The sequence below is a fragment of the Tolypothrix bouteillei VB521301 genome (assembly GCF_000760695.4).
Classification (GTDB): domain Bacteria; phylum Cyanobacteriota; class Cyanobacteriia; order Cyanobacteriales; family Nostocaceae; genus Scytonema; species Scytonema bouteillei_A.
On record NZ_JHEG04000001.1, the window covers coordinates 8,881,713 to 8,897,735 of the forward strand.

Below are 16,023 nucleotides of genomic sequence, written 5' to 3' on the forward strand. Positions count from 1 at the left end.
TCTTAAATTTAAAGTTTTGATATATAGTGTGAACTTGTCTAAATCGGAGAAGCAAGGTAATCTTGCGTAAGTATCTCTGATGTGTGATCTCGATCTATTTTTCGTGGTGATCTAAATCATTGACTAGTATCCAACTGGAAAAAAGGTCAGTTAAGCGCTAGTGATCGTAGGAGGTCGTCTTTGAAACGAGCATTGAAGAAGAAAGAAAAAGCTGAGTTGGAAAATAACCAAAGCGATGATGTTCCGGTGGAACAGGTAAATGCAATTCATCCACGGGGAAACAACCGCCGGGTACAGACAAAAGCTGCGATGATTGGTTTGGCAATCTCCATGGGAGCAACCAGCCTTTTAGTAACTCGACAGAGCGATCGAGCCATAGCAGCAGAGCCGGTCGGAAATCAGAATACAGCCTCAACAATTCCAGCTGCTTCTGACACCGAGGTGAAGTTGGCTCCCGCAACTCAGCAGCAAGTGCAAGCCGTATCATCAGTGAGTCTGCCAGAAAGTCCTGCAGTAGTTGAACCTACAGCAATATCCCAAGTCGCTGAGCTAAGAGCCAAGTGGCAGGGTGTGGCAAAGGTCGCTTCTGTACAGCCAGTGTCTGTACCAGTGGCGGTTTCCAACTCATCTCAAGCTGTAGAGGCGCAGAGCGTTTCCTTGGAAACCACCGTTCAACAACAAACTGTCAAGCGAGAAGAGAGCGTACAAACTCTCTCTAATGCTTCGGGTCTTGTGGGAACTCAAGCTGTGTCAGCACCAACTCAACAAGAAGCAGTGCAGGGAGAAAATGCAGTCGAGCCAGAAGTCAATGCTCAACTGAAGGCGCAGCAAGAATTCGCGCTGAACCAACTACAGCAAAAATCAGACCGTCTCAGAAGAAGTCTCAAGGAGTTGCGGTCAAATCAAACTCAAGAAGCGTTACCAGTTGTCCCTGTAGGGGTACCGCAGGTAACAGTGCTTGAAAACAAGCCACAAATAGAAGCGAGAAACACGGTCACCGAGCCATCAGAGACTGCTAGCAACGCAAACAGAGAAAAGTTGGTTTCAAGGTTAAAGCAGAGGTTGGAAACAACCAAGGTACCAACACAAGTACCAACTGCTGCAGGTGTCAAGCCCTGGGCTAAAGAAGAATCTGCAAGCTACGAAGTCAAGCCAGGAGATACGTTGGCTGAAATTGCTAGCAATTACAACACTTCAGTTTCAGAACTCATTAAGGTTAACAATCTTAACAATCCAAATCAGCTCCGGATTAATCAAAAACTAACAGTTCCTGTTAAAGAAAACAGCAGCACTTCCATTCCAGTAGCGATCGCTCGCCCGCAAACGGCAAATGCGACTCCCCAAAGTCCCGTTGTCCTTGGCAGTAGTGCTCCAGTCTCGCCAGATAGTTTCAGTAACTCAATTACCAACAACAGCAGTGTTACAACTCCGACACCAGTTGTTCCAAACAACTCCACTTGGAAAAACAGACTGACGGCAACAACTGCTGACAAAGCAATTGAGAACAATGCCACTGTTCCTGTCAAGACACCAATCGTCGCTGATGATTCCGTTCGTAAAAATCAAGTTGTACAAGGTAGCGCCAACGGCTTGGTATCGAGCAATAGCAATGTAACCGTCCCAACAGCGGTTATTGCAGACAGTTCGATTAAGACAGAATCAACAACAGAGGGCAAAGCAAATTCTGCTACAAACTCTGAGATAAACTCTTCAGCGGCTTCTTCTTACGGCGTTGGTGGTGATACTCCCGTCCCAACAGTTTTTTCGGAAATGAGAGAAGCCCAAAAATCTCATTCTCCAAGCGCAAGAAAAGTCAAAGACTCTCAACGCCTTCGTAGTTTACAAGCGGAAATCAACAAACTGCGCGAGAAATATCGTGCTCAGCAATCTGGAAACGTTGTCGTCCCAGCAGTAGCTGAAACAGGTAATTCTCCAGTAACAGTGTCTCAATCCAATGACGAGGTTGAAAGCCCCGTACAAATTCAGGTTCCTACGCCAAACAGTGCGTCGTTACAGTTTTCAGCGCCTAGAGTCAATGGTGCAATACCCATTCCAGTACCTAAGCCAATGACTGGTAACGCGAACCGTCAACCGGTTCAACCCACACTTAGCAATCGCAGACCTGCGAACGAGCCTATCAATCCAGAGTTACTGCAAGAGCAACGAGTGGCAACTCCTGCTAGAGGGATGAATGCTTCCGAAATTCTGGGAACGATGCGAGGAACAACCGTTACTCCACAGTTACCACCTTTAGCAGCAGTAGATAGATACCTCCCCAGACCGATTGATGAAAATCTAGCCCCTCCTTCTACTTCTGCCACTGGTTATATGTGGCCAGCTAAAGGTGTTCTTACTTCCGGTTTCGGTCCTCGTTGGGGAAGAATGCACAAGGGCATAGATATTGCTAACGGAGTTGGCACGCCAATTTACGCAGCAGCTGAAGGTGTCGTTGAAAGGGCAGGTTGGAACAATGGTGGTTACGGTTACCTCGTAGACATTCGTCATTCTGATGGCAGCTTGACTCGCTACGGTCATAACAGCCGTATTTTAGTTCAACCCGGTCAAACCATCCAGCAAGGACAACAAATTTCTGCAATGGGTAGCACCGGCTTTAGCACAGGTCCCCACCTGCACTTTGAAGTTCACCCATCAGGTAAAGGAGCAGTGAATCCCATTGCTTTCCTCCCCAGAGAACGCCTGTAATAAAGGGCGGGTTGTAACTCAATGAAAACCTCGCTAACAGAGGGAGTTCGTCTCCCTCTATTACGCTTTTTTGCTAATGGCTAATAGCTAATAGCTAATAGTTATAAGTTCCTAATACCATTAGCCCTATCTCAGGAGCACAGACGCTATGTGCAAGGCACACGCTTCGCGTTGCGAAGCTATGCCCGCCAGGGCTATACGGGTTCACCAGTCCCGGTGGTCGCGGGAAACCCGCCTATGGCACGAAAATGCCACGCTGCGCTATCAGGGCTGGACTCACCATTAGCCATTAACTATTAGCGCAAAAATTAATTGCCCGCGTGGGTAGTCAAGAAAAAATCTATATGTTATATTGAGAAAGCGTAAGGAATGTTAAGGCTCAGTAGCTCAGTTGGTTAGAGCACGGGACTCATAAGCCTGGGGTCGTTGGTTCAAATCCGACCTGAGCCACTTAAGAATTATGAAAGATAAATTATGAATTATGAAACGGAAGGTGAATTCGTGTCTAAAAATTATGCACGGTAAATGGTAAATTAGTATCGAAGAACTCAGATTAGAGTATGCGGATTTGGATAATTCATAATTCATAATTCATAATTCATAATTCAATATGTCTGAGGATCTCGGCAACAGACCAAGCTTGAGCGATCGCACCTCTGGGTTTGTGTGGTTCATCACCATCAAAAATTTCAGAGATAGATCCGATGCACCCCTCATGTAGAAGGTGATTGAGTAAAGGTTGCCAATCAAAGGGTAATGGTTCTTGAGGATAAAAACGCTCCCAAGCACGAATAAAAGGACCGATGAGCCAGCTCCAGACAGTACCTTGGTGATATGCGCGATCGCGCTGTTGGGGATTACCTTGGTATAGACCTACGTACTCGGGGTCGGTAGGAGCAAGAGTACGGAGCCCATAGGGTGTGAGCAATTGCGAACGGGCTACGTCAAGAATTTGGCGTCCCTGCTGTTGCGAAAACGCGCAATGGGCAAGGGATAGCGCTATGACGGAGTTTGGGCGAATTTGACAATTGCGGCGATCGTCTGGCTCAATGGTGTCATACAAGTAACCCAAGCGAGAATTCCAATATTTTTGGAGCGAAGCTTTGACCTGCTGTGCTTGTTGTGCGTAACGCAATGCTTGTTTTGCAAAACGGGGTGAATCTCCAGGCGTCCCATGCTCGCTCAAGATTTCTGCCCACCGACTTGCCCAACATAATGCTGAGTACCACAAGGCATTGATTTCAATCGGTTTACCACGACGGGGAGTTACAGGTTCTCCTGCAATCACAGCATCCATCCAGGTCAGAGCTACATGACGTGCGTACCACCCTACCAGCCAATCTGTAGAATCAATTTGTATGTTGTAGCGAGTTCCTCCAATAAAAGCTTTATAGATCTGTTGTACTATAGGATACTGCTCTGCTAAAAATTGCCAGTCTTGAGTGGCTTCTAAATAAAGCCCCAACGTTTCAATCCACCATAACGCTGCATCAATACTGTTATAAAATGGCTCCCCACCGATATCGGGAAACGCATTGGGAATCAAACCAGCGTGACAGTAACGCCCAAAGGTTTGCAAAAGTCCTTTTGCTAAATTATATCGCTGTGGAACAAGTGCCAAACCGGGTAAAGCAATTAAGGTATCGCGTCCCCAGTCATTGAACCAGTGATATCCAGCAATGACAGTAGGTCCATCAATTGAGGCTCGATAAACGATAAATCGATCGCCAGCTTGCAGGAGTTGTTTCCATATGGGGGACAAGGTATGATTGTCTCCCCCCTCTCCCTCCCATCCAAAAATCTGAGACAGCCGCTCTTGTTCTGCTTCTACAGCTTCTACAAAAGTATCTGAAGTGAGCGTGCCTTGCAATTCGTTTGGAAAACCCACTCGTGCTTCTAATGTGACAGCATCACCGGGTTCGAGACATACGCTCAAGTAACCGGGACTAAAGAGATCTTCTCGATCGCCCAATCCTCTCAGTGTCTCCTCGGGTAAACCGTAATCCCAATACCAAACTGCATCAGCCTGATACTCTCCGCGTGTCCAACGCAACTGCCAAGGTGTGCCAAAACTTCTAGAAATAATCGCTTGCAAGCAAACTTGCTGTTGCCCTAACATTTGAGAAAACTGTAATTCTGGAATGGCTTTTTGCTGGTGGTGAAAATCGCGATCGCTCACAAGCAATCGCAGTCTCAAGGTAGCAGTATCTGTCCCCTCATAACGGTACTGAATCAAAACTCGATGACTTAAATGGGAGTGGGCAATTTCCTCCCCTCGCCTCATCTCCCCCTTTCCCCCTCTAGGAAACCCACAAGGCATAACCAAAAGCCTTGTTATTTGCCAGTCGTCTCCTCCCCAAATCCATTTTGGCACTGGGTTAATCTCAAAGCAGCGCAGGAGTTGGTAACCTTTTGGCTCAATTTGACCGCTACCCCAAAAATTTGTTCCTAGTGCTATAACTTGGTTTGGAAGTTCAAGGCTAGCTTCTAGATGCGACAGTAGGAGGGTACGCCCTGAGGGTGGACTGGTGGCGGCGAACAGCCAGCCGTGATATGTCCGAGTGCGGATATCCGACACGGTTCCGCTGGCAAAACTTCCTAAGCCATTGGTTAACAACCATTCTCTTGTATCTAAATCAATCATTTGCTACTCAAAATCGTTATGACTATGATATAGTCGTAACAGAATGCAATCAAACTGTTAGGGAGGAGTAAGTGAACTGGAGCAATCCAGGGAAAGTCGAAGTCATTGACTGACTGACTCCACCATGACTCAACGTGAAATTGTTGATTTTACGTTACCTGCTCCGGGTTTCGTCTGCTTGCGAGTCATGACGCGGGGGAGGTTAGCCAGCCTCAAGCGTCGGTTAAGGAATATGGCTACTTCACGATAGCGCAATCCCATAACCCATTGACAAGCTTTTAAGCAGTGTTGAGGCAAATAATGCCCCCCTTTGGGAGTGCTCAAATGAGCCAGTGACACTTGTAGTTTGGGGTGGGGCTAATGTCCGATTTCCCTCAAATTACTGTAAATTATCCTAATTTTTGGCTATTGAGTAGCATGACTTTTAATAAAGTCACAAGATATAAAGGATAAAGGGTAGAGGGTCAAGTTAACACTTTATCCTTCATACTTCATACTTTATCCTTCACTCTTTCGGATGTAATTTTAAGGAGATATTTGTAAATGCCTCTTAGTTACCCATCAGAAGGATGCCTCCGTGTAGGTCAACAAGCTCCCGACTTCACAGCAACTGCTGTAGCAGATCAGGAATTTAAGACAATCAAACTTTCTGACTATCGCGGTAAGTACGTCGTACTGTTTTTCTACCCCCTAGACTTTACCTTTGTTTGTCCCACAGAAATTACAGCTTTTAGCGATCGCTACGAGGAATTCAAAAAAATTAACACTGAGATCCTTGGTGTTTCTGTTGATAGCGAGTTTTCTCACCTCGCATGGATTCAAACCGATCGCAAGTCTGGTGGGGTTGGAGACTTAAATTACCCCTTGGTTTCTGACATTAAGAAAGAGATTAGTGCTGCTTATAACGTTCTCGATCCAGCAGCTGGCGTTGCTTTACGCGGTTTGTTCATCATTGATAAAGATGGTGTCATTCAGCACGCGACCATCAATAACCTAGCTTTTGGTCGTAACGTTGATGAAACTTTGCGGACACTGCAAGCTATTCAATACGTCCAATCTCATCCCGATGAAGTTTGCCCTGCAGGTTGGCAACCGGGCGACAAGACAATGGTTCCCGACCCTGTGAAGTCCAAAGTATACTTCTCTGCTGTCTAACAAAAATGTCAAGACGCTTCTCAAAGAGCGTCTCTACATATCTCATAAATGTAAAGACGCGCCATGGTGCGTCTTTACATAAGGTTAATGCACTTTTTGTCTGTCTCAATTCAAATAAATTTTTTACATAAACCGATTTAGAATCATATTGATAATCATTAAGGATACTATCATGATAAACTCAATGAATCTAAACGGATTATTAAACGAGCGCTTTTTTCGGAACTTTCTACCCATACCCGCAACCAACACTTTAGTTGTGGGTCAATTTGTGCCTGATTTTCAACTTCCAGATATTAAGAATGGGGCTGAGGTAAGAATATCAAATTACCGAACTAAGCAACCAGTAATACTTGCGTTTACACGAATTTTTACAGAAAAACATTATTGTCCCTTTTGCTTTCCCCACATCAAAGCCTTAAATGAGAACTATGAAGAATTTCAAAATCGAGGCATAGAACTTTTGCTTATTACCAGTACAGATCGGCAGCAAAGTAAGATAGTCGTCAAAGATTTAGGGTTAAAAATGCCATTGCTGAGTGACCCCAGTTGTCGTGTATTTCAGACCTACGGAGTTGGGCAAGCTTTAGGAGCACCATTACCCGCACAATTTGTATTAGATAAAGAAGGAAAACTCCGCTACAAGCATCTATTTTCATTTCTCGACCATAATGCTAGCGTGGAGAGATTGCTGGAGCAGTGTGCAAGAATGTGATTGCATGCATCCAAGTTCACCTTCGATCTAAAGCTAAAAAATTATTCTATGCTCAAGCTTTATCACAACCCCATATCATTTAACTCTCGCCGAGTCTGGATAGCATTACTGGAGAAAGAGCTTGAATTTGAACTAGTAGAAATCAAACTAGACGGGGATCAATTGCAACCGGAATTTTTAGCAAAGAACCCCTTTCACCACATTCCAGTTTTAGAAGATGATGACTTCACTATAGTGGAATCCCTAGCAATTTTAGATTATCTGGAAGCAAAATATCCCAAACCAACTTTCATCCCTACAGATGCACGAGCCATAGCCACAATGAGGATGGTAGAAATGGTAACTGTCAACGAGTTATTACCTGCCATGACTCCGTTAATTAACAGAGTTATGGGTTTTCCTGGTAGCAACTCTCCAGAAAAGCTCGAACAAGCTAAGCAGAAAGCAGCTACCGTATTTAGATTTTTAGAAGATATTCTAGGTAATGATTTATACTTAGTTAACAGACAATTTACTTTAGCTGATATAGTTGCTGGAACAGTAGTGCCTTTATTTCCCAGTCTTGGTTTTCCCTTAATTTACTATCCAAAACTCAGTTCTTGGGCTGAACGTTTAATGCAACGTCCATCTTGGCAAACGACTCAAGCAAGCCCAGAAGCCATAGAAGCATTCAAAGCTAGGTTCAAAGGGCAGTAACTAGAACTTAATTACACCGGAAGAAACTGAAAGCCCCGTACCTAAAGGTCGGGGGACGCCAGGTGCGATGAAAATTTAAAACCTATTACAGCCGAATGTGCTGAAAATTGGCACGGGGGTTGAAAGTCCGCATAGAGCGGATTTTTTCATAACACTCCTGTTCCTGAGGAGTCATATCTTTAGGAGGTACGATCGCTACTTTAATTAACTGGTCACCCCGTCCACCCCTAGGTTGAGGCCATCCTTTACCACGCAAGCGCAAAGATTGACCAGATCTCACCCCTACAGGAATTTTAACAGTAACCATGCCATCAGGTGTTGGGACTTCAACAGATGCTCCCAAAACAGCTTCATCTGGTGTAATGGGTACTTCACACACCAAATTATCACCTTCAAACTGAAACAAAGAATGGGGTTGAAGTTCTACCTTCAGATATAAATCACCTCGTTGCTGTGTGAAAGGGTTGACTGGTCCCTTACCTCTTACACGCAAACGGCTCCCAGTCTTGGCTCCTGCTGGGATGCGAACATCAATAACCTCATTGCCAAGATTGAGATGTTTTTGCACGCCATGAAATGCTTCAGAGAAATTCAGGGTAATTACCGCCTCACTATCTTGGGTAGCATTGGCAGAACCAACATCTTGAGTTCCAAAATCGCTAAAGTTACCAAAACCGCCAGGTCTGCTTGTAGATGTACTGTAGCTGTAAGCTTGTCTCCCAGCACGAGGACCAGCACTTCCACCAAAGCGTCCTAACAATTCACTGATAAATTCATCAAAGCTGCCATACTGGCTGAAGTCAAAACCGCCCATGTCAACACCGACACCACCAGACGGAAACCCTTCAGATGCTTGTTTCCAGTACTGACCAAATTGGTCATACTTTTTGCGTTTGTCTGAATCTGACAAAACTTCGTAAGCTTCGTTGATTTCCTTAAAACGTGACTCAGCTTGCTTGTTGCCGGGATTTACATCAGGATGGTATTTGCGAGCTAGTTTGCGAAAAGCTTGCTTAATTTCTTCTTGAGTGGCAGTTTTACTAACTCCCAATGTTGCATAGTAGTCTTTGAAATCGGTTGAAGCCATTTACCAGCCTCCTGTAGAAATTCCCATTAAATTTTCTTATACATTTTCTGCCATCAGAAGCGCGATCGCTTATCTCCGGCATTTAATAGATTCTGACTATAAATTAACAAAGATTAAAGAAAATCAAGTGCGGTTTTTGCTCTTACCACAAGTGCAATTCCCGTACTCAAGAGATTTAAACAGAAAATCTTAGTAGCTCGTTGAGTCCTTCCTCCAAACTTGGAGGTGCATCGCGGAGTTGACGGTGCATGCGAAATATGACTTCTTCGGGAACTTGACGCTGACGTTTTTTGTTCCGCGCCAGACACAACCAAACCGGGGTATCTACCCAAATCCCAGTGATGTGAGTAAACCCTATTTCACGGGCTGAAGCGATAACTTCTCGTCGATGGCGTCGCTGAGCATTAGTCGCATCATAGATTGTTATATTATCGCTTAAGACTGTTTCCCGAAATTGCCGCAAAACTTCATGCCAGAGAACCAGCCAAGGTCCTTGAACGGCTTCGCCGCCAAATAATTGCCCCCGGATGGTATCGGTAGAAATGATTTGCATCTGGGGGCAATCTACTAGCAAGTACCTTGCAAAAGTTGATTTACCACTGCCAGGAAGACCTATAAGTAACAGTAGTTTAGTCATTAGTTAGTGGTTAGTAGTCAGTAGTTGATTATTCTACTAACAACTAACAACTAACAACCAACAACTAAATCACTGTTCCATCGGGAATAACAGCATTTTTCAGCACTACAATAATGCCACTACGAATGTAAAAGCCTTGACTTTCTTTCTCAGCTTCTTGGACATTATCTTTGTTGACAATATGTACATCGCAACCAATGCGAGCATTTTTATCAATAATGGCACGACGAATTGTTGTGTTAGTGCCTATTCCTAGAGGAACGGGATTGCGATCGCAATCTGATTGACGTTCGGCAAAAGGTTGATAATAATCGGCTCCCATAATCAAAGTGTCTTGAATAACACACCCTGCTTCAACACGCGATCGCACGCCCAAAACTGAATGTTCAATTCGGCAGTTTTTCAGAATACATCCTTCACTGAGCATGGACTCTACCACTTGGCAGTCCAACATCTTTGTGGGTGGTAAGTAACGAGCACGTGTATAAATTGGTGCGTGTTCGTCATAGAAACTAAAGGGTGGCATGGGTTGCTGAGTCAATGCTAAATTTGCTTCGTAGAACGCTTCAATCGTTCCAATATCTTCCCAGTAACCCTCAAATAAATAAGCTTGAATGTTATGGTTGGATGCTGCTGCAGGAATAATTTCTTTTCCAAAATCTGTCCTTTCTGAGGCTTCTTTCAACAATTTAATCAAAACATCTCTTTTAAAAACGTAAATGCCCATTGAAGCAATGTATGGCTGCTCGCGAGCTTGTTCTGGAGTCAAGCCCAACACAGTTGTATCCACACGCATTTCTGTTTTCGCCTCGCCTTTAGGTTTCTCGCTAAAGCTAACGATCCTGCCAGACCCGTCAATTTTAACCAAACCAAAATCAGAAGCGCGACGGTCATCAATGGGTAGCACCGACAAAGTGATATCAGCCCCTGTATCTCTGTGACGCTGAACAAATTGACGGTAATCCATCCGGTACAAATGATCTCCAGAGAGGATGAGATAGTCTTCTGCGTCCCATTCTTCCATCAACCACAGGTATTGCCGAACAGCATCAGCCGTACCTTGGAACCAGCTAAGGTTTTCTGGTGTTTGCTGCGCCGCTAGAACTTCCACAAAACCTTCAGTAAAGCCAGCAAAGTTGTAAGTACGGGCAATATGACGGTTCAATGAAGCTGAGTTGAATTGTGTCAGAACGTAAATTTTAAATATCTCGGAGTTTATACAATTACTGACAGGGATATCGATGAGACGATATTTCCCCGCCACAGGTACAGCTGGTTTTGCACGTAACTTAGTCAGAGGATAAAGGCGGGTACCTGCACCCCCTCCAAGAATGATAGCTAAAACACTTTTCACGCTAAGTTCTCCCGACGACTGCCTTTCAACTCACTTCTTCAGTTTAGGACTGTCTGTGGCTGCTGATAAGGGGGTGAAGGTAGATTGTTGTATTGCTTCTGACAGAATTCTGAACTATCTCTTTTGTAAGAGGTTAAAGGTTGGGTATCAGGGGCTAAGCTAACCTGATGCCACGTGAAGTTTTTTGATTTAATAAATTTAGGTTCTGAGACAGCTTTATGTACTGCACCCAGGGCTGTTCCGACAAGTCAGAAATAGCATTTGGGGATAAATCCGCTGTGAACACGTCTTTTCCTGGAGTCACATCGGCTACGCCCAAGTTTTTTAACATATCAGATGCATCAGCAGTATCTGCGGCTGCATTTGTGTGAATGAAGACCTTTAAACTTTGTTGTTGCGGGTCTTCAACTTCGTTTAGCCTCATTGTCAGGGCGGTATCTAACTTTTGATAATCCATAACGACCTCAAAGTTTGCCAAAGGAGGACTGTAAGATTTCCAACTTCTTAGAAAAGTCGGAAATCCGACGAACATAACTTTTTAACTAAAACTGTGCTAAGTCCACGCTATCAAACTTTGATAGTACTTGTTACTACCATTCGTCGTACAAAAAGCGAACTACTTAGTTTCTGCCCGATCGTGCTAAAGATTTTCTGTGTTAACCAATCCAAAGCCCCATTTGTTATCAAAACTTCCTGGGGGTTTTCCTGGAATTGAGCTATTTTTTCGCAGTATATCTTTAATGGCAGTTGTATCTAGGTGGGGGTCGCGTTGTAAAAGCAGTGCTATCAGCCCAGTGACAAAGGGTGCTGCCATGCTTGTACCCATCATTGCTACAAACTTGCTGTTAATTATGCTAGTGCGATCGCAGTTAGCGCTAGAAGACAGGGCAGAAACAATCATTGCTCCTGGTGCAGCAACATCAGGCTTTTGGGCATCATTCCTTAGCGGTCCCTCACTGCTAAAATCGGAAATGTCATTCAACTGAAAGCCCATTTCTTGTAATTGGTTATCAATATCAGTATAATTCGCTTTAGTTGTATAGGAAGCTACTGTAATTGCACTGGTCGCGCAACCGGGAGAGCCAATTTTTACAGAATCTACAACGCTGTTGCCAGTAAATAACACGGAGCCATCCAAAGTCCAAAAGTCAACTCGTATATCGTGGGAGGAAGTGTTGTTAAACCGTAACTGCCAATTACCTCCCGGTACGGGTTGGCTAAAATTGCCCTTACCGGAACCCCGAATTTGTACGACTACATTATAGTCACCATTAAAAGGATCTGGCCCTGGTGTCGCTATTTGTACTCGTGCATCTTTAAGAGTGTGTTCTTGAGTGTAATTGCCTTCGGTAATGATGTGTTGGAAAGGAGTCACAAAACCATTGGGGCTGCGGACGGAAACCTCTAACTGACCCTTACTGGAGTACCAGCCATTTAATAACGCGATACTCGTCTGGTTTAATGGAACATTAAAACGCATGGTATGTTGTTTACCCGCAGGTACGATCGCCTGACCGTGAATGTTGTCGTTCCCCTCATTACCCGCCGCACAACAAATGATTCGACCGGGACCAGTTTCAGCATCAATAATTTTTGATAATGAGTCAGTGCCATCGTGAGCATCATAATGCCCACCCAAACTTAAATTAATAACTGCAGGACGTCCCATTTCTCGGGCTACTCGGAAAATATATCGAATTCCATCAGCAATGTGACCTTCATCTAAATCGCTTTTCACAATCACCAATTCTGCCTGTGGTGCTATCCCTCCATAGGTAACATCATGACCAGCTGCGATACCAGTAACATGAGTTCCATGACCGTTTGTATCTTGAGAAACGGTCAGCAGCGAACCCGTTAACTCCGCCCCATATTTACCTTCAGCAACTCCAGGTCCGGACAACACCTGATCCCAAATCCTTAAGATACGTCCTTCAAAAGCAGGGTGTTTTGGATCGATACCAGTGTCTATCACACCGATAATCACTCCCTGACCGCTGAGATTGCTATTTTTCTTGATAAACTCCGGTACCCGTACAGCGCTCTTTGCAATATCCATCCGCAGTTTAAGTTTGCGCGAGGGCTTAATGCGTTGGATGGCAGGATCTTCAGATAGCGCGTCTAAACTGTCTATGGGTAAAAAAGCGGTGCGAACACTTCCTCTATTTTGGTTGACTTCAATGCCGTAGTCTAACAACGAACTGAGATCTGCTTGTTCGTCACAATAAAGAAAAACGACGCTGCGGGTAGGTTTGAGGGTATTTCTAGGGGGAACTATACTCAGCGTTCGTATTTGTGGAGTTAACGCTTCTTGTCCTTCTCGTTGATAATCTTCAAATGCTATCAACAGGCCCGGAGATAGTTTTTCGTGCCTCATCTTACCTCAACTTAAATTTAATCACTGCCAAAGTGTAACAATATAAGCTACTGTAATATTATTGAGAAAATATAATTTTTTGAGTTTCTCCACATTTTACTTGGGTCTATTTATCGTTTTTCCACGTACATACTAAGTCAGCTTTGATAACCTTTTTAAAGACCTAATGACTGAAGGTCGTAGCTGCACAATTCCAGGAAGAGACGCAGAGACTGTGGGACGCTAGTAGCGCTCTGATATTACATATGGGGATTGAACCCCAACTAAAATGAGGCAACTTATAGAAATTGGGGAGCCACTTTGCGGGAGATTTATTCTTCCGCAAACGTAGCGTGTTTTAAACCCTTTGAGGCTGTCGCCTCAGACGCGGGACGTAGCGACTCTCCGCTTCAGGTGTGTCTCTACGCCCCGCGTCTCTTTGATAAATCCCCTCTGGGTTTGCCCTTCTCGCCAGTTACCACAAGTCGGGAAACCCTCCCATAGCACTGAACTTAGCAGTTCCCACACTGCGACTTCGCGGTCAGGTGTGGGGCTTATGCTTGGTTTTAGCTAAAATTTGGATGAAGTATTTACTATTCTTATGTGAGTATATTAATAATTTATTAAGATTACTGACAACAGTTGTTGCAAAATTATTTTTATGGTATTCGCGTCAATGTTTATTCCCCACGGACACTGCTATCTTTGGCAACCAGAGTTAGTGGGATTGCATATTATTTCAGATGGTCTTACGGCAATAGCTTATTACTCTATTCCTGTCACGTTAACTTACATTGTTGAAAAGAGGCGCGACATTCCTTATAACTGGATTTTCCTCTTATTTGGAGCTTTTATTGTTTTATGTGGCACAACCCATATCTTGGAAATTTGGACACTTTGGCATCCCAACTACTGGTTATCTGGCTTCACTAAAGCAATTACTGCCTTGGTTTCCCTGTATACAGCTGTAATGCTAGTCAGATTAGTGCCACAAGCGTTAGTAATTCCCAGTTCTGCTCAATTTGAAGAAGTCAAAAATGAAATAGCGGAACGTCAACGGGTAGAAGCGGAGTTACATAAGGCAAAAGAAACTGCTGAGGCTGCCAATCGTGCCAAAAGTCGGTTTTTGGCTTCTATGAGTCACGAGCTACGCACCCCTCTTAACAGTATATTGGGTTTTACCCAAATTATGCATCGAGATACCTCTTTTTCTCCACAGTACAAGGAGTATATCAATATTATTAATCGTAGCGGTCAGCACTTGCTGGAATTAATCAACGATGTGTTGGAGATGTCGAAGATTGAAGCAGGGAGGGTGAAGCTGAGTATTGCTACTTTCGATCTCTATCGCCTTATAGATACCTTGGAAGAAATGCTGCATCTTAAAGCTGTATCCAAGCAACTAACATTAACTTTTGATTGTGCATCCTCAGTACCGCAGTATATCAGTACAGATGAAAGCAAATTGCGCCAAATTTTACTGAACTTGCTCAGTAATGCCATCAAGTTTACAGAAAGTGGTAGTGTGACGTTACGCGTCAGGTTGGGGACAGGCGACTGGCAACTGGGGACAAGGGGCAATAGGGAACAAATGACCCAGTCAATCCCCAATCGCCCTTCGGGTATCTCCTATGTGCAAGGCACACGCTCCGCGAACAAAGACGCTACGCGAACTCAGTTCCCTAAAGAAGGAAACCCTCCAGAACCATCTTATCAATCCCTTCTTTTTGAAGTGATAGATACAGGTCCCGGTATCGATCCTACAGAAATGAATTTACTGTTTGAAGCTTTTGAACAGACATCTATTGGTAAAAAAACAGCAGAAGGTACGGGATTGGGACTACCTATCAGTCGCTTTTTCGTCAATCTTATGGGTGGTGAGATGACCGTTAGGAGTGTTGTAGGTGACGGGAGCGTATTTGCTTTTAATATTCAGGTTGAAGTACCGCAAATAACACAGGTACAAAATGAATTATTCCAAAAACGGGTAAAGAGCCTTACTCCCAATCACCCAGTTTATAGATTGCTCATTGTGGATGACACTTGGGAACATCGTCAACTCCTAAAATCGCTCCTCAAACCTCTGGGCTTTGAGGTAAGGGAAGCAGAAAACGGTCAACAAGGTATAGAAATCTGGGAAAGTTGGAAACCTCACCTGATTTTTATGGATATGCGAATGCCCATCGTGAATGGTTATGAAGCCACACAACGTATCAAAGCCACCCCTTTAGGACAAGCCACCGTGATTATTGCTCTCACAGCAAATGCATTCAACGATGACCGATCGCTAACCCTATCTGCTGGCTGCGATGATTTTATCCGCAAGCCATTTCAGGAGGAAGAAATTTTTGATAAGCTTGCCAAACACTTAGGTGTCAGCTACGTCTACTTTGATTGTGCCCCTGTTGGTCAAACATCACAGAAACGCTATAACACTTTAAGCTTAAGCAAACAAGATTTAGCGGTGATGCCCGAACAATGGATACAACAGTTATATGAAGCAGCCTCTGGCGGTAGTGATGAACGTGTTTTACAGTTGATAGCTAAAATTCCAACAGAACACGCTACTCTCATCGATACTCTTCAAGAACTGACAAGCGACTTTCACTTTGACGAAATTGTTAAAGCAATAACACAGGAGTAGGAAATCACAATCCCATCCTTATCCAAATTTTC

General features: G+C 44.1%; 12 protein-coding genes and 1 tRNA gene. 6 read left to right on the top strand and 7 right to left on the bottom strand.

Features of this window, described 5'->3' with window-relative positions:
- Positions 1-2,382: 2,382 nt before the first annotated feature.
- Both HC643_RS42720 and HC643_RS36295 read left to right on the top strand, forming a co-directional pair.
- Positions 2,383-2,703, top strand: coding sequence for a M23 family metallopeptidase (locus tag HC643_RS42720; protein WP_408019820.1), 321 nt, complete (start codon positions 2,383-2,385; stop codon positions 2,701-2,703).
- Positions 2,704-3,079: 376 nt separating this feature from the next.
- Positions 3,080-3,153: transfer RNA gene (locus HC643_RS36295), tRNA-Met, on the top strand.
- A 148-nt stretch (positions 3,154-3,301) separates the two neighbouring features.
- Here HC643_RS36295 and HC643_RS36300 read toward each other — a convergent pair.
- Entirely contained in the window at positions 3,302-5,347 is a 2,046-nt protein-coding gene (locus tag HC643_RS36300; protein WP_038077813.1) for an amylo-alpha-1,6-glucosidase, read from the bottom strand.
- A gap of 129 nt (positions 5,348-5,476) precedes the next feature.
- Positions 5,477-5,644 (bottom strand): hypothetical protein, encoded by a 168-nt coding sequence (locus HC643_RS36305; RefSeq protein WP_153021577.1) that lies wholly within the window; start codon positions 5,642-5,644, stop codon positions 5,477-5,479.
- Between the two features lie 246 nt (positions 5,645-5,890).
- Between HC643_RS36305 and HC643_RS36310 the strand changes: the two genes are divergently transcribed.
- The 3 genes from HC643_RS36310 (at position 5,891) to HC643_RS36320 (ending at position 7,913) form a co-directional block, all read left to right on the top strand.
- The gene (locus HC643_RS36310; RefSeq protein WP_038077814.1) at positions 5,891-6,502 is read left to right on the top strand and encodes a peroxiredoxin; all 612 of its coding nucleotides are present in this window, start codon (positions 5,891-5,893) and stop codon (positions 6,500-6,502) included.
- A gap of 172 nt (positions 6,503-6,674) precedes the next feature.
- Positions 6,675-7,217, top strand: coding sequence for a peroxiredoxin family protein (locus HC643_RS36315; protein ID WP_038077851.1), 543 nt, complete (start codon positions 6,675-6,677; stop codon positions 7,215-7,217).
- 48 nt (positions 7,218-7,265) lie between these two features.
- Entirely contained in the window at positions 7,266-7,913 is a 648-nt protein-coding gene (locus tag HC643_RS36320) for a glutathione S-transferase family protein (protein ID WP_038077817.1), read from the top strand.
- A gap of 85 nt (positions 7,914-7,998) precedes the next feature.
- Here HC643_RS36320 and HC643_RS36325 read toward each other — a convergent pair whose 3' ends face one another.
- The 5 genes from HC643_RS36325 to HC643_RS36345 form a co-directional block, all read right to left on the bottom strand.
- A complete protein-coding gene (locus HC643_RS36325) occupies positions 7,999-9,000 on the bottom strand; it encodes a DnaJ C-terminal domain-containing protein (RefSeq protein WP_038077818.1) in 1,002 nt (333 codons plus the stop codon).
- Between the two features lie 175 nt (positions 9,001-9,175).
- Positions 9,176-9,637, bottom strand: a complete 462-nt coding sequence (locus HC643_RS36330) for an AAA family ATPase (protein WP_038077820.1) — start codon at positions 9,635-9,637, stop codon at positions 9,176-9,178.
- A gap of 64 nt (positions 9,638-9,701) precedes the next feature.
- Positions 9,702-10,991, bottom strand: coding sequence for a glucose-1-phosphate adenylyltransferase (locus HC643_RS36335; RefSeq protein WP_038077821.1), 1,290 nt, complete (start codon positions 10,989-10,991; stop codon positions 9,702-9,704).
- A gap of 154 nt (positions 10,992-11,145) precedes the next feature.
- On the bottom strand, positions 11,146-11,523 hold the full coding sequence (locus tag HC643_RS36340; protein ID WP_408019809.1) for a hypothetical protein: 378 nt from the start codon (positions 11,521-11,523) through the stop codon (positions 11,146-11,148).
- Positions 11,524-11,631: 108 nt separating this feature from the next.
- On the bottom strand, positions 11,632-13,368 hold the full coding sequence (locus HC643_RS36345) for a S8 family peptidase (protein WP_038077822.1): 1,737 nt from the start codon (positions 13,366-13,368) through the stop codon (positions 11,632-11,634).
- 640 nt (positions 13,369-14,008) lie between these two features.
- Here HC643_RS36345 and HC643_RS36350 point away from each other — a divergent pair.
- Positions 14,009-15,991, top strand: coding sequence for a response regulator (locus HC643_RS36350; protein WP_038077824.1), 1,983 nt, complete (start codon positions 14,009-14,011; stop codon positions 15,989-15,991).
- The last annotated feature ends 32 nt before the right edge of the window (positions 15,992-16,023 follow it).

Coding starts and splice junctions, on each gene's coding strand:
- HC643_RS36350 (WP_038077824.1), top strand. CDS start 14,009: ATGGTATTCGCGTCAATGTTTATTCCCCACGGACACTGCTATCTTTGG.
- HC643_RS36330 (WP_038077820.1), bottom strand. CDS start 9,637: ATGACTAAACTACTGTTACTTATAGGTCTTCCTGGCAGTGGTAAATCA.
- HC643_RS36345 (WP_038077822.1), bottom strand. CDS start 13,368: ATGAGGCACGAAAAACTATCTCCGGGCCTGTTGATAGCATTTGAAGAT.
- HC643_RS36310 (WP_038077814.1), top strand. CDS start 5,891: ATGCCTCTTAGTTACCCATCAGAAGGATGCCTCCGTGTAGGTCAACAA.
- HC643_RS36320 (WP_038077817.1), top strand. CDS start 7,266: ATGCTCAAGCTTTATCACAACCCCATATCATTTAACTCTCGCCGAGTC.
- HC643_RS36340 (WP_408019809.1), bottom strand. CDS start 11,523: ATGTTCGTCGGATTTCCGACTTTTCTAAGAAGTTGGAAATCTTACAGT.
- HC643_RS36315 (WP_038077851.1), top strand. CDS start 6,675: ATGATAAACTCAATGAATCTAAACGGATTATTAAACGAGCGCTTTTTT.
- HC643_RS36325 (WP_038077818.1), bottom strand. CDS start 9,000: ATGGCTTCAACCGATTTCAAAGACTACTATGCAACATTGGGAGTTAGT.
- HC643_RS42720 (WP_408019820.1), top strand. CDS start 2,383: ATGCACAAGGGCATAGATATTGCTAACGGAGTTGGCACGCCAATTTAC.
- HC643_RS36300 (WP_038077813.1), bottom strand. CDS start 5,347: ATGATTGATTTAGATACAAGAGAATGGTTGTTAACCAATGGCTTAGGA.